General features: G+C 65.0%; 14 protein-coding genes. 11 read left to right on the plus strand and 3 right to left on the minus strand.

The genetic code is table 11. The annotated features are described in order from the left end of the window. Positions 1-27: 27 nt before the first annotated feature. The 11 genes from CR918_RS19325 to CR918_RS19375 all read left to right on the plus strand — a co-directional run bounded on the left by CR918_RS19325 (position 28) and on the right by CR918_RS19375 (position 9,718). Positions 28-873 (plus strand): CPBP family intramembrane glutamic endopeptidase, encoded by an 846-nt coding sequence (locus CR918_RS19325; RefSeq protein ID WP_099844506.1) that lies wholly within the window; start codon positions 28-30, stop codon positions 871-873. A gap of 71 nt (positions 874-944) precedes the next feature. Beyond that, a complete protein-coding gene (locus CR918_RS19330) occupies positions 945-1,751 on the plus strand; it encodes a M48 family metallopeptidase (protein WP_025875555.1) in 807 nt (268 codons plus the stop codon). A 131-nt stretch (positions 1,752-1,882) separates the two neighbouring features. Further along, on the plus strand, positions 1,883-3,070 hold the full coding sequence (locus CR918_RS19335) for a tetratricopeptide repeat protein (RefSeq protein ID WP_025875554.1): 1,188 nt from the start codon (positions 1,883-1,885) through the stop codon (positions 3,068-3,070). Between the two features lie 143 nt (positions 3,071-3,213). Continuing rightward, positions 3,214-3,882 (plus strand): energy transducer TonB, encoded by a 669-nt coding sequence (locus CR918_RS19340; RefSeq protein WP_032951834.1) that lies wholly within the window; start codon positions 3,214-3,216, stop codon positions 3,880-3,882. A 94-nt stretch (positions 3,883-3,976) separates the two neighbouring features. Continuing rightward, a complete protein-coding gene (gene exbB / locus CR918_RS19345; protein WP_025875552.1) occupies positions 3,977-4,738 on the plus strand; it encodes a TonB-system energizer ExbB in 762 nt (253 codons plus the stop codon). A 57-nt stretch (positions 4,739-4,795) separates the two neighbouring features. Further along, positions 4,796-5,221 (plus strand): ExbD/TolR family protein, encoded by a 426-nt coding sequence (locus CR918_RS19350; protein WP_025875550.1) that lies wholly within the window; start codon positions 4,796-4,798, stop codon positions 5,219-5,221. Positions 5,222-5,224: 3 nt separating this feature from the next. Next, positions 5,225-5,638: an ExbD/TolR family protein gene (locus CR918_RS19355; protein WP_025875547.1), complete on the plus strand. Its 414-nt coding sequence runs from the start codon at positions 5,225-5,227 to the stop codon at positions 5,636-5,638. 150 nt (positions 5,639-5,788) lie between these two features. Next, entirely contained in the window at positions 5,789-7,249 is a 1,461-nt protein-coding gene (cls, locus tag CR918_RS19360) for a cardiolipin synthase (RefSeq protein WP_099786345.1), read from the plus strand. A 40-nt stretch (positions 7,250-7,289) separates the two neighbouring features. Then, positions 7,290-7,550, plus strand: a complete 261-nt coding sequence (locus tag CR918_RS19365; protein ID WP_099844507.1) for a hypothetical protein — start codon at positions 7,290-7,292, stop codon at positions 7,548-7,550. 9 nt (positions 7,551-7,559) lie between these two features. Beyond that, on the plus strand, positions 7,560-8,303 hold the full coding sequence (locus CR918_RS19370) for a pyridoxine 5'-phosphate synthase (RefSeq protein WP_099844509.1): 744 nt from the start codon (positions 7,560-7,562) through the stop codon (positions 8,301-8,303). Between the two features lie 302 nt (positions 8,304-8,605). Continuing rightward, on the plus strand, positions 8,606-9,718 hold the full coding sequence (locus tag CR918_RS19375; RefSeq protein WP_099786342.1) for a PA0069 family radical SAM protein: 1,113 nt from the start codon (positions 8,606-8,608) through the stop codon (positions 9,716-9,718). A gap of 30 nt (positions 9,719-9,748) precedes the next feature. On the opposite strand, the gene CR918_RS19380 is transcribed toward CR918_RS19375, so the two are convergent. The 3 genes from CR918_RS19380 to CR918_RS19390 form a co-directional block, all read right to left on the minus strand. Beyond that, positions 9,749-10,459, minus strand: coding sequence for a 2OG-Fe(II) oxygenase (locus tag CR918_RS19380; RefSeq protein ID WP_032978467.1), 711 nt, complete (start codon positions 10,457-10,459; stop codon positions 9,749-9,751). Positions 10,460-10,567: 108 nt separating this feature from the next. Further along, complete coding sequence (locus tag CR918_RS19385; protein ID WP_025875529.1) at positions 10,568-11,584, minus strand: class 1 fructose-bisphosphatase; 1,017 nt, start codon at positions 11,582-11,584, stop codon at positions 10,568-10,570. 400 nt (positions 11,585-11,984) lie between these two features. Beyond that, positions 11,985-13,187: an amino acid aminotransferase gene (locus CR918_RS19390; protein WP_099844511.1), complete on the minus strand. Its 1,203-nt coding sequence runs from the start codon at positions 13,185-13,187 to the stop codon at positions 11,985-11,987. Between the last annotated feature and the right edge of the window lie 56 nt (positions 13,188-13,243).

A 13,243-nucleotide genomic window follows, 5' to 3' on the forward strand; every position in this document is an offset into this window, starting at 1 on the left:
CTTTTGTCCCTTGATCGCAGGTAATCGATGTCCGCTTCCGCCCCGGTTTCCGCTCCGCCGCCGGTTCCACCGGCTACTGTCACGCCCCGCGCCTCCTCGCCGCTGGCGGGCTTCTTCATCGATCTGGGAATCGCCGCCGTCACCCTGTTCGGGTTGAGCCTGGTGGGCGGGCTGATCTGGGGACTCTATCGCGGCATCGTTGTGGGATACGCCAGTGCCAAATCCGGCGGTGGCACGCCTGACCCGGCAGCGGTCACCCAGCAGCTCGGCCAGCCCGGTGCTCTTGGGCAGGTCCTGATGGCACTGGTCGCTACCGGCGGCGCAGCACTGCTAGTGTATTTCTGGCGCCGACCGGCCAACGCTGCCGAACGCCAGCGTTCGCGCGACGCGCTCCGTCGCCCCTCCACCTGGGGTTGGACCCTGCTGGTGGCCAGCGCGATCGTGATCGGCAGTAACGGTATCGCCTTCGTGGCCAAGCAGATGGGCATCGAGCCGGTGCCGACGAATCTCGAACTGATGCAGAACGCGGTTGCCCGTTTTCCGCTGTTCCTGACGTTGTTCGCCGTGGTACTGGCACCTGCCTACGAGGAACTGCTGTTCCGCCGGGTCCTGTTCGGGCGCCTGTGGCAGGCCGGACGGCCGTGGCTGGGGATGATCCTGAGCAGCCTGGCGTTCGCGCTCATCCATGAAATTCCCGGTACCAGCGCCAATGGCCCGGCCGAGATCGCCCAGCTCTGGCTGGTCTATGGCGGCATGGGCGCTGCGTTCTGCTGGCTGTATCGCCGCACCGGCACCTTGTGGGCGGCGATCGCCGCACATGCACTGAACAATGCCGTGGCGCTTGCGGCCCTGGTGTTTTTCGGGGCAACGTAAGGCTCTGTCCGCTTGACGAAAGATTAAGCAGACGCGTTACACACTGGGCTTCTGAACACGGGGGTGGGTCCATGAAACAACTGTTGCTGGCCATCGTCATCACCACACTGGTCAGCGCCTGCGCGACCACCACTTCACCCACCGGCCGTCGGCAGATGGTGGGCGGTGTGTCGCAGGCGCAGCTGGACCAGCTGGGTGCGCAGGCGTTCGCCGAAACGAAGCAGAAAGAGAAGATCAGCAGCGATGGCCGCCAGAACGGCTACGTGCAATGCGTGGTCAACGCGCTCGTTGCACAGCTGCCGCCTCAGTACCGTGGCGTACGGTGGGAAACGGCGGTGTTCGTCGACAAGGAACCAAACGCCTTCGCCCTGCCCGGCGGCAAGGTCGGGGTCAACACCGGCATCTTCAGCGTTGCCAAGAACCAGGATCAGCTGGCAGCGGTGATCGGCCATGAAATCGGCCACGTGATCGCCCGCCACCACGAAGAACGCATCACCCGGCAGATGGGCGCGCAGACCGGATTGGCGGTGCTGGGGGCGCTGGCCGGCGCCTATGGCGGCGAAGGCGCAGCCAGTACGGTCAACCAGCTGGGCGGGATGGGGGCGCAGACCGCGTTCCTGTTGCCCGGCTCACGCACCCAGGAGAGCGAGGCTGACGTGATCGGTCAGCGGTTGATGGCCGAGGCCGGATTCAACCCCGCCCAGGCCGTCGATCTGTGGCAGAACATGATGGCCGCCAGTGGCGGTCGCAGCCCGCAATGGTTGTCGACCCATCCCGATCCAGCCAATCGGATCAGGGAGTTGCAGCGTGATGTGCCGGCGCTCGGCCCCGTCTATCAGCAGGCGCAGGCGGCCGGACGCCGGCCAAAGTGTGGCTGAGTGCGCAGATTCATGCTGTATTGCAGCACATAAAACGATTTCTCACGCCATCTGTTTCTGATACGTTTGGCGGCTCAGATTTTTCTGACAGTCCGACTTTGCCGCTACCGGCGGTTCGATCGAGGTGAACGATGATTTTCCGTAACCACAAAGCTGTGCTTTCCGTCCTCATCGCCACTGCCCTGACCGGCGCCGTGGTCACCGACGCGTTCGCGCAGTCCTCGCGTTCGTCCGAGCGTGGCAACCGTGGCGGCAAGCAGGCCAAGGCCGAAGTGCTGTTCCCGAACGCGACCCGCCAGGAACCGGCAGCGAAGTCGTCGGCGAAGCTGGGCAGCAAGCTGCAGAAGATGATTGACAGCTACAACAAGGAAAAGTTCCCGGAGACCCGCACGCTGGCCGACGAGATCCTGGCCACCGACGGCGCCAACGAGTACGACAAGTCGCTGGCCGCGCAGCTGGCATCGCAGGCCGCCTACCAGACCGACGACACCGCAGCCGCCATCGCGTACCTGAAGCAGGTGCTGCAGTTCAACGGCCTCGACAACAACGGCCACTTCCAGTCGATGCTGATGCTGGGCCAGCTGCAGATCCAGGAAGACCAGACCGCTGAAGGCCTGGCGACCCTGGACAAGTACTTCGCCGAGAGCAAGTCGACCAAGCCGGAAGAGCTGATCATCAAGGGCCAGGCGCTGTACCAGCTGGAGCGCTACCAGGAAGCGATCCCGGTGCTGAAGCAGGCCATCGCCGGCGCGGCCGAGCCGAAGGACAACTGGAACCAGCTGCTGATGGCCGCACTGTCCGAAGCCGGCCAGACCGGTGAGGCCGTGCAGGCCGCCGAGGCACTGGCGGCCAAGAACCCGAACGACAAGAAAGCGCAGCTGAACCTGGCCAACATGTACATGCAGGCCGATCAGATGCCGAAGGCCGCCGCGGTGATGGACAAGCTGCGCAGCAGCGGCCAGCTCACCGAAGAGCGCGAGTACAAGCAGCTGTACTCGATCTATGCCAACACCGAGAACAAGGAAAAGGACGTCATCGCGGTCATCAATGAGGGGTTGCAGAAGGGCATCCTGAAGCCGGATTACCAGGTCTACCTGGCACTGGCCCAGTCCTACTACTACTCCGACCAGGTGCCGCAGGCGATCGACGCGTGGCAGAAGGCCGCCCCGCTCTCCAAGGACGGTGAGACCTACCTGAATCTGGCACGTGTTTTGCACAGTGAAGGTCGTGTCCCGGAGGCCAAGCAGGCCGCCCAGCAGGCGCTGGCGAAGGGCGTGAAGAACCAGGCGGATGCCAAGAAAATCATCAACCTGAAGTAAGTAGGAATAACGCCTGAACGCCTGCCCAGTTGATGCGCAAGCGCTCAGGATTGGTATAAGCTTGGAGGTTCCTGCGGTGTCATGCACCGCTGATCAGGGATCCCGCCCCCGGGATTCCGGCCCCACTATTGAGCTCTTGGCGCATGACGGAACAACTAGTCGTTCACCGGTACGAACAACCCGATGACAAGGGGCTGAGCTGGCCTCGCATCGTCGGTATCGCGTTTGTAATCGCCCTGCATCTGGCCGCCTTCATGATGCTCCTGATTCCTGCCGTGGCTCCCAAGGCCGTGGCGGAGAAGGAGCGCAACGTCATGGTGACCATCGTCGACGCACCGCCGCCGCCGCCACCGCCGCCGCCGCCGCCGCCGCCGCAGGACACCCCGCCGCCGCCGGTGAAGAATCTGTCGCCGCCGAAGCCGTCGCCCGTCCCGCCGCCGCCGCAGGCGCCGGTCGTCGACGTGCCGGAACCGCGCCCGAACGATATCGTCACCCCGCCGTCGCCGCCGTCGCCGCCGGCACCGCCGACCTCGATCGAGGCCAGCGTGGACATCTCGTCGAAGGCCATGAATCCGCCGCGCTATCCGCCGGCCGCCTTCCGCGCTGGTATCCAGGGCGAAGTGATCCTGATCATTGATGTCGATGCCAGCGGCAACGTCACCAATGTCACGGTGGAAAAGTCCAGCCGTAACCGCGATCTGGACCGTGCTGCGATGGAAGCTGCCCGCAAGTGGCGTTTCAACGCCGCCGAAGCTGGCGGTAAGAAGGCTGCTGGCCGCGTCCGCGTCCCGGTCAACTTTGCGCTGAACTGATGCGCCCGGGTGGCCGCCTGGCCACCCTCGCCTCCAGTTCGATTGTTTAGCTTAGCTACACCCTTTATCACCACACACAACAAAGGTAAGCGTCATGCTGCAGGAAATTTTCATCGCCGCTGCTGCCGGGGGCAATCCGTCCAACGCCCTGTCGCAGATGGGCTTCGAGCATCTGATCCACGAAATGACCACCAAGCCGGGTGATTTCGCGGTTTCCTGGGTCGTGCTGCTGACCCTGGTCGTCATGTCCGCCATGTCCTGGTACTGGACCGTCATCAACATCTTCCGTGCTACCCGCCTGAAGAGCGCCGCTGATCGCGTCGTCAGCCTGTTCTGGGATACCCCGAACGCGCAGGACGCCATCCGTGCAATGGAAGAGCAGCCGGCTTCGGAGCCGTTCTCGAAGATCGCACTGGACGCTGCACAGGCTGCTGCGCACCACCAGCGTGCTGAAGGCGGCGCTGTCGGCGGCGTGGGTGAGAACCTGAGCCGTTCGGAGTTCGTCGACCGCGCTCTGCGCCAGGCCGTGACCCGCGAAAGCAACAAGCTGCAGTCGGGCATGACCCTGCTGGCCACCGTCGGTGCAACCGCTCCGTTCGTCGGTCTGCTGGGTACCGTGTGGGGCATCTACGGCGCGCTGATCAAGATCGGTGCCACCGGCTCCGCTTCGATCGACGCCGTTGCCGGCCCGGTGGGTGAAGCACTGATCATGACCGCCATCGGTCTGTTCGTCGCAATCCCGGCCGTGTTCGCCTTCAACTTCTTCAGCAAGATCAACAGCGCGACCATCAGCAAGTTCGATACCTTCGCGCACGACCTGCACGACTTCTTCGCCACCGGTTCGCGCGTCCGCTAATTGCGACGCGCTGTACCCAGCGAGAACGTAGTCACCAAGATCTAGACGGAGCCCGTTATGGCTTTCAGTAGTGGTAACAGCGGCGGCCCCATGGCCGACATCAACGTTACGCCCCTCGTGGACGTGATGCTGGTGCTGCTGATCATCTTCATCATCACGGCGCCGCTGATGTCCCACAAGGTCAAGGTGGATCTGCCGGAGGCCAACCTGGTCCAGAAGCCGGACGACACCAACGACCGCAAGGGTCCCATCACCCTGGCAGTCAAGGAAGACGGTTCGATCTACTGGAACGACGAAGAGATCGACAAGCAGACCCTCGAGTCGCGCTTGGCGACCGCCGCCCAGCAGACCCCGCAGCCGCCGTTGAACCTGCGTGGTGACCGCACCACCAAGATGCGTGTCATCAACGAGATGACCAAGGTCGCGCAGGAACAGGGCATGCTGGACGTCGGCTTCGTGGCGACCAAAGAGAAGGGGCAATAAGCCATGGCATTCAGTAGTGGTGGTGGCAAAGGCCCCATGGCAGACATCAACGTCACGCCCCTCGTGGACGTGATGCTGGTGCTGCTGATCATCTTCATCGTGACCGCGCCGATCATGACGTACCCGATCGCCGTGGACCTGCCGCAGCGCGTGCTCAACCCACCGCCGCAGCTGGTCGAACCGCCGCCGCCGATCGAGCTGAAGATCGACGCCAGCAACCAGGTCTCGTGGAACAACAGCCCGATCGGTACGCACGAACTGCAGCAGCGGATGGAGCAGGAGGTCCAGCGTGACCCGACCAACCAGCCGGAACTGCGGATCGATGCCAGCCCGGATTCGGAGTACGACGTGATGGCCAAGGTTCTGGCCGCCGCGAAGAATGCTCAGATGAAGAAGATCGGCTTCGTGCAGCAGTAAATCGCTACACCGCAATACATCAGTCATGACGCGACTGCAGACGCCCCTGGAAACAGGGGCGTCTTTTTTTTGTGCGTGCAGGCGTCTTCCCGGCAACGCCGTTGGCAATGAATGCCTCTGGCCGGTGCCTGTCCCCGCTATGATCGGCGGATGCTCGCCCTCTTCGATTCCGTGCGCCATTGGCTTGATGGCATCGCCCACCTGGGAACGATCCTGGCGGTGGCCTATCTGCTGTATCTGCTGGCGTTGACGGGCTGGATCATGCTGCAGAAGCGCGAGCCGGTGGCCACGCTGAGCTGGATCCTGTCGCTGGCGCTGCTGCCCTACCTCGGCCTCTTCATCTATTACCTGCTGGGCCCACAGAAGGTGAAGCGGCAACGGCTGCGGCGCGGTCGCGCGCGCTCGGGCATGGAGCACTACAGCGATGTCTGCCCGCCCGATGCCGACTGCACCGAACTGGCCAAGATCGCGCAGGCGACCACCGGGCTGGCGCCAAGCACAGCCACCGAAGTGACCTGGCTGGTCGACGGCGCGGCCACCTACACCGCGCTGCTGGAAGCGGTGGCACAGGCGCAGGACCATGTGCACCTGGAGTACTACATATTCAATCCCGACCACGCCGGCACCGCGTTGCGGGATGCGTTGGTGGAACGGGCCAGCGCCGGCGTACAGGTGCGGCTGCTGCTGGATGCGGTAGGTTCTTCGGCCGTGCGCCAGCGCTTCCTGCAGCCGCTGTTGAACGCCGGCGCTGAGGTGATCTGGTTCCATCCTCGGCAACTGTTGAAACCATTCAAGCGACCCTGGTTGAACCTGCGTACGCACCGCAAGCTGGTGATCGTAGATGGCCGGCTGGCATTCACCGGCGGCATCAACATCACCGACGACGAAGACGAAAGCCGCAACCCGGATGCTTACCGCGATCTGCACATGCGCCTGCGCGGGCACGTGGTGCGCAGCCTGCAGCTGGTGTTCGCCGAGGACTGGCTGTACGCCAGCGGCCAGGACCACTCGCGGTTCGATATCGCCCGGCTGTGGCCCAGCGACATGCCCCTGCGCGGCGACGGCGCGATCAACGCGCAGGTGCTGGTGTCCGGCCCGGATTCGGGATGGGAGACCATCCATCGCCTGCACGTGGCCGCCATCCAGGAAGCACGTGAGCGGGTCTGGCTGGTCACCCCCTACTTCGTACCCGGCGAAGCGGCGCGGATGGCGCTGACCTCGGCCGCACTCGGTGGCCTGGACGTGCGCCTGCTGGTGCCGAAGATGAGCGACTCCTGGTTCGTGACCCAGGCCGCGCGCTCCTATTTCGACGAGCTGCTGCATGCGGGAGTGAAGATCTACGAGTACGGTCCACGCATGCTGCATACCAAGGCGTTCATCGCCGACGACGATGTCTGCATCGTCGGCAGCGCCAACTTTGATCACCGCAGCTTCCGCCTGAATTTCGAGCTGTCGATGATGATCAGCGACCGTGGCCGGGTGGCGGAACTGTCTACGTTGCTGCAGTCCGAATTCGAGCGTGCCACCCGCGTGCACGACCAGGCAGGACGCTCGCTGTGGCTGCACCGGTTGCCCGAAGCCTTCGCGCGATTGGCCTCGCCGCTGCTGTGAGGCAGCGCTACACTGCGGCGGTGGCCCGGGGAGACTGACAATGTACTGGCTGTACCTGCTGCTGGCGCTGGGCTGCTTCGCCTTTGCGCTGAAAACACCGAACATGGGCCTGATGTCGCTGGCCCTGCTGGGTACCCTCGCCTTCCTGCTGGCATGGGTGCGCGGGAGATACGCGGCACGCTTCGGCGACCTTCAGCGTGATCCGGCGACACTGGTGGACAGCGATGAACTCAGGCGTCTGCGCGAGCAGGCCAAGGTTGCTCCGGCCGACGGCAGTGACCCTCCCTCTTACTCCCCGTAGTCCCGTTCCATGACCCAGCTCAGCGTCAACGTCAACAAGATCGCCGTCCTGCGCAATTCGCGTGGCGGTACCGAACCGGACGTGGTGCGTGCCGCCCAGGCCTGCCTGGATGCCGGCGCGCATGGCATTACCGTGCACCCGCGGCCCGACCGCCGGCACATCACCGCCGAGGACGTGCTGGCGCTGTCGGCGCTGACCCGTGCCCGTGGCGTGGAGTTCAACATCGAAGGCAACCCGTTCGCGCCGCCGCGTGAGGGCTACCCCGGGTTGCTGCCGCTGTGCGCGCAGACGCGCCCGGCGCAGGCCACGCTGGTTCCCGATGGCGATGGCCAGATCACCTCCGACCATGGCTTCGACTTCGAACGCGATGCGCAGCGGTTGCGCCCGCTGGTGGCCGAGCTGAAAGCGATGGGATGCCGGGTGAGCCTGTTCGTGGATGCCGGCAACCCGCTGCTGGAGCAGGCGGCCGATGTCGGCGCCGACCGCGTCGAGCTGTACACCGGCCCGTATGCCGAGGCCCATGCCGCCGGCGACGCCCGCGCCATGCTGGAACTGTTCGCCACGGCCGCGCGCCGTGCACAGGCCGTCGGCCTCGGTGTGAATGCCGGGCACGATCTGTCGCAGGACAACCTGCGTGACTTCCTGGCCGCCGTGCCGGAGGTGCTGGAGGTGTCGATCGGCCACGCGCTGATCGGCGAGGCGCTGTACGACGGCCTGGATGCCACGGTGAAGGGCTACCTGGCACTGCTGTAGCAGTGCATGGGACTTCCCCGCCAGGTTGAAGCCCGAAGACGTGCGGCAGGTCCCCGTGTTCCGGCCTGGCAAGCGCCCCTGTAGCCGATCTTCCCATCGCAGCTGCTGAGACACCCGTGCCCCATGCTGGCCTGCCGCGGCGATGGCGCGTGCCCGGTCCCAAGCCATGCAACCCTGTGGACAAGTCTGGGGTCAAGGTGCGCTCCCAAGTGCCTGCGCGCCTACAGCTACGTGAATCCTGGCCGCTTGCGCTGCCTGTGGTTAGCAATAATACTAATAGCCCGTAACGGCCGGAGGGCAACATGCAGCACCCCCCTCGCAACGCCCAGGCCGCCATCAAGGGCCGGGGTTCCACGTCCCATCTTGCGGGGCGTTTTGAAAGCACCGTCAGCGAAGCGGTGGACGACGGCTGGGCAGTGGACGACAGCGAGGAGTTCCTCGCCCCGCGCCTGCGCACCGAAGTACGCGCGGAGACCGCTCGCAGCATCATCAGCCGCAACAACTCCCCGGACGTCGGCTTCAGCCAATCGGTGAATCCGTATCGCGGCTGCGAGCATGGCTGCTCCTACTGCTTCGCCCGCCCCTCGCATGCCTATCTGAACCTGTCGCCTGGCCTGGACTTCGAGACCAAGCTGTTTGCCAAGACCAACGCGCCACAGCTGCTGCGCAAGGAACTGTCGAAACCCGGCTACGTGCCGCAGCCGATCGCGCTGGGCATCAACACCGACGCGTACCAGCCGATTGAACGCAAGTTCAAGCTGACCCGCCAGCTGATCGAAGTGATGCTGGAGACGAAGCATCCGTTCTCGCTGATCACCAAGAATGCGCTGGTCGAGCGCGACATCGATCTGCTCTCACCGCTGGCGGCGGAGAACCTGGTCAGCGTGCATTTCTCGGTGACATCGCTGGATCCGCATCTGTCGGCGAAGCTGGAGCCGCGCGCCTCGGCACCCCATGCGCGGCTGCGTGCGATGAAGCGCCTGCACGAGGCGGGCATTCCGGTGGGCGTGATGGTTGCGCCGGTGATTCCGTGGATCAACGACAGCGAACTGGAAGCCGTGCTGGAAGCCGCGCACGACGCCGGCGCCAGCACTGCAGGCTACGTGCTGCTGCGCCTGCCGCTGGAAGTGGCACCGCTGTTCCGCGATTGGCTCGATACCCATCATCCCGATCGCGCCGCGCATGTGATGAGCACCATCCAGCAGCTGCGCGGCGGCAAGGATTACGACAGTCAGTTCGGCACGCGCATGCGCGGCCAGGGTGTTTACGCAGATCTGTTGAACAACCGCTTCAAGCTGGCGCGCAAGCGGCTGGGCTTCAACGCACAGAACAGCCATTGGCCGAAGCTGGATTGCAGCCGGTTCGAGAAGCCGTTGCCGCCGAAGGTGGATACGCCGCAGGGGAGTTTGTTCTAGGTCGTCGCGGTCGCGCCGTGGTGCTGTGCCTCAACCCCCACCAAACAACTTCTGCGCGCTCTGGAACAGGATCCAGCTGGTGGCGATGAACTTGTCGCCGCCCTGCGGCCGGTTGCCGCGATGGGTATGGGTGAACGCAGTCGGCGCGATCAGCAGGCTGCCGGTGCGCGGTGCGATCTTCCGGCCCTGGAACAGGAACTCGGTTTCGCCTTCGTCGAAGTCGTCGTTGAGGTACAGCGTCCACAGCACATGCCGGTGCAGCGTCTCGGCCTGCGCGTCCTTCGGATACAGCTCGCAGTGCCAGTACGGGTAGCCGCCCTCGCCCGCCGCATACCACTGCAGGTTGATCGCGCCCGGGCGCAGGCAGGTGCGCGCCAGATCCGCCAGCTGCTCCGGCGCCATGTCGGGGAAATCCTCGGCCGACAGGCGTCGCGGCTGGCCGTTGCTGTCCTGGATCTGCAACATCAACGGCGCGATCAATGCCTGTGGATAACGGCGTAGATAAGTCTGCAGACCCGCAAATACCGCCTGTTGCAGCTGCTGGTCCACATCCTGCCAGCCATCCACGCCGCTGATCCGCAGATCCTTGCTGTGCTTGAGTTCCGGGAACACACCGCTGCCCACTGCGCCGGGTTTCAGGCCCTGGCTTGCACGCATGCGCGCGACGATCGCAGCGCACACGTCGCTGGGGACGGCGTTGTGGATGACCTCGATGAAATCGACCGGGCCCGGCTCGTGCATGCGTGCATTCCTTCGACGGCAAGGGCTTGATGGTGCCGTTTGCAGCTGCTGCTGTCACCCTGCGGTCATGTCATCAATCTGCCATGACCGCTGTAGGGATGGCCGCTGTCAGACGCTCTTTGCGTCATGCTCCTGGTGATAACGCACGGCCTCGGCGACCTCTTCGCGCGAACCGAGGAACACCGGCACGCGCTGGTGCAGCTGGTCGGGTTGCACATCGATGATGCGCTCGCGACCGGTCCAGGCAGCGCCGCCCGCCTGCTCCACCAGCAGACCCATCGGGTTGGCTTCGTACATCAGGCGCAGCTTGCCGGCCTTGCCCGGTTCCTTCTTGTCCCACGGGTAGATGAAGATGCCGCCGCGGGTCAGGATGCGATGCACGTCGGCGACCATGCTGGCGATCCAGCGCATGTTGAAGTTCTTGCCGCGCGGGCCTTCCTTGCCGGCCAGCAGATCTTCCACGTAGGCCTGCATCGGCGCTTCCCAGTGCCGCTGGTTGGACATGTTGATGGCGAACTCCTGGGTGGCCGCGGGGATCTGCATGTTCTCGGTGGTCAGCAGGAACTCGCCGGTTTCGCGGTCGAGGGTGAAGGCGTGGGTACCGTGGCCGACGGTCAGCACCAGCTGCGTGCTGGGCCCGTAGATGCAGTAGCCGGCGGCGATCTGCTTGCTGCCCGGCTGCAGGAAGGCGTCATCGCCGGGCAGTTCGACGTTGGTCGGGCAACGCAGCACCGAGAAGATGGTGCCGACGGAGACGTTGACGTCGATGTTGGAGCTGCCATCGAGGGGATCGAACAGCAGCAGGAAATCGCCACGCGGGTAGATGTCCGGCACCGGCTGGCTGTGGTCCATCTCCTCCGATGCGCAGGCGGCGAGGTGGCCACCCCAGGCGTTGGCCTCCAGCAGGATCTCGTTGCTGATGACATCCAGCTTCTTCTGCGCTTCGCCCTGCACGTTGCCGGTACCGGCCTCGCCGAGCACGCCACCGAGGGCGCCCTTGCTGACGGCGATGGAGATGCTGGTGCAGGCGCGGGCGACGACCGCGATCAGCTGGCGCAGGTCGGCGTTGATGCGGCCGGCGTGCTGCTGCTGGATCAGGAAGCGGGTCAACGAGGTACGGGACATGGGCGGGCAGGTCTCGGCAACGGGAAAACGCCTATTGTCGCTGGTCTCACTTGCGCGTGGGTGAGCGGGGGGAGGCGTAATCGTTTCCAGAGGCGTTGCGGTCTTCATGGAGGCGCAGTGAGCGGGGTACCGTGGCCAGGACACGCCGTAAACCCACTCCGTGGTCCGGCCCGGCCGCTGGCGGCTGTGCGTTCTGGCGCTTGCGAGGCATGCCTCGCAGGCAAAGCGCCCTCACCCATGGGGCTCGATCGGCGCATCCATGCGCCTCACGGTCCTGGCCACGGTGCCCCGCTCACTGCGCTTCAGGGTGTGCCGCGAGCGCGGAGGGTGGGGCAAGGCTGGTGCAAAAACAAAGGCGCCTTTCGGCGCCTTTGTTTCCACAGCTTGCTGGAGCGGTCGATCAGCCCTTGGCGACGGTGGCCACGGCCTTGGCGACGTATTCCAGGTTGTTCTGGTTCAGCGCGGCCACGCAGATGCGGCCGGTGCCGACGGCGTAGATGCCGAACTCGTCGCGCAGGCGCTCGACCTGTTCGCGGCTCAGGCCGGAGTACGAGAACATGCCCGCCTGCTCGTTGATGAAGCCGAACTGCGGGGCGCCGGCGGCGGCCAGCTTCTCGACCAGGCCCTGGCGCAGGGCGTGGATGCGCTCACGCATCTCGGTCAGCTCCTGCTCCCACATCGCGCGCAGTTCCGGATTGTTCAGCACACCGGCAACCAGTGCAGCACCGTGGGTGGAGGGGCTGGAGTAGATCGTGCGGATCACGCGCTTGACCTGCGACTGCACGGCCTTGGCGTCAGCGGCGGTCGGCGCGACCATCGACAGCGCACCCACGCGCTCGCCATACAGCGAGAACGACTTGGAGTACGAGTTGGCGACGATGAAGCTGTTGATGCCGGCCTCGGCGATGATGCGCACCGCGGCGCCGTCCTGCTCGATGCCCTTGTCGAAGCCCTGGTAGGCCATGTCGATGAAGGGGAACAGCTGGCGGTCCTTCAGCAGCTGTGCGACCTGCTTCCACTGGCTGACGGTGAGGTCGGCGCCGGTGGGGTTGTGGCAGCAGGCGTGCAGCAGCACCACGGTGCCCGCTTCCAGCTTGCCCAGGTCGGCCAGCAGGCCGTCGAAGTTGACGCCATGGGTGGTCGGGTCGAAGTAGGTGTAATCGACCACCTCGAAACCAGCGGCGCTGAACACGGCGCGGTGGTTTTCCCAGCTCGGGTTGCTGAGTGCGACGGTGGCGTGCGGCAGCAGCTTCTTCAGCACGTCGGCGCCGACGCGCAGCGCACCGCTGCCACCGACAGTCTGGGCGGTGGTGACACGGCCGGCGGCCAGCAGCGGCGAGTCCTTGCCGAACACCAGCTCACGGGTGGCCTGGGTGTACGCCGGCAGGCCATCGATCGGCAGGTAGCCGCGCGGTTTGGCTTCGTTGGCGAGCTGCTGCTCGATCTGCTTGACGGCGCGCAGCAGCGGAATGCGGCCGCTCTCGTCGTAGTAGATGCCCACACCCAGGTTGACCTTGGTCGGGCGGCTGTCGGCGTTGTACGCCTCGGTCAGGCCCAGGATCGGGTCGCCTGGGACCAGTTCCACGTTTGCAAAGAAGGACACGGCGGTACTCGTTCGGTAGACGGAAAGGGGGAGGAATTGCGCCACGCGGCTTGCGG

This window comes from Stenotrophomonas indicatrix (assembly GCF_002750975.1).
Lineage (GTDB): Bacteria > Pseudomonadota > Gammaproteobacteria > Xanthomonadales > Xanthomonadaceae > Stenotrophomonas > Stenotrophomonas indicatrix.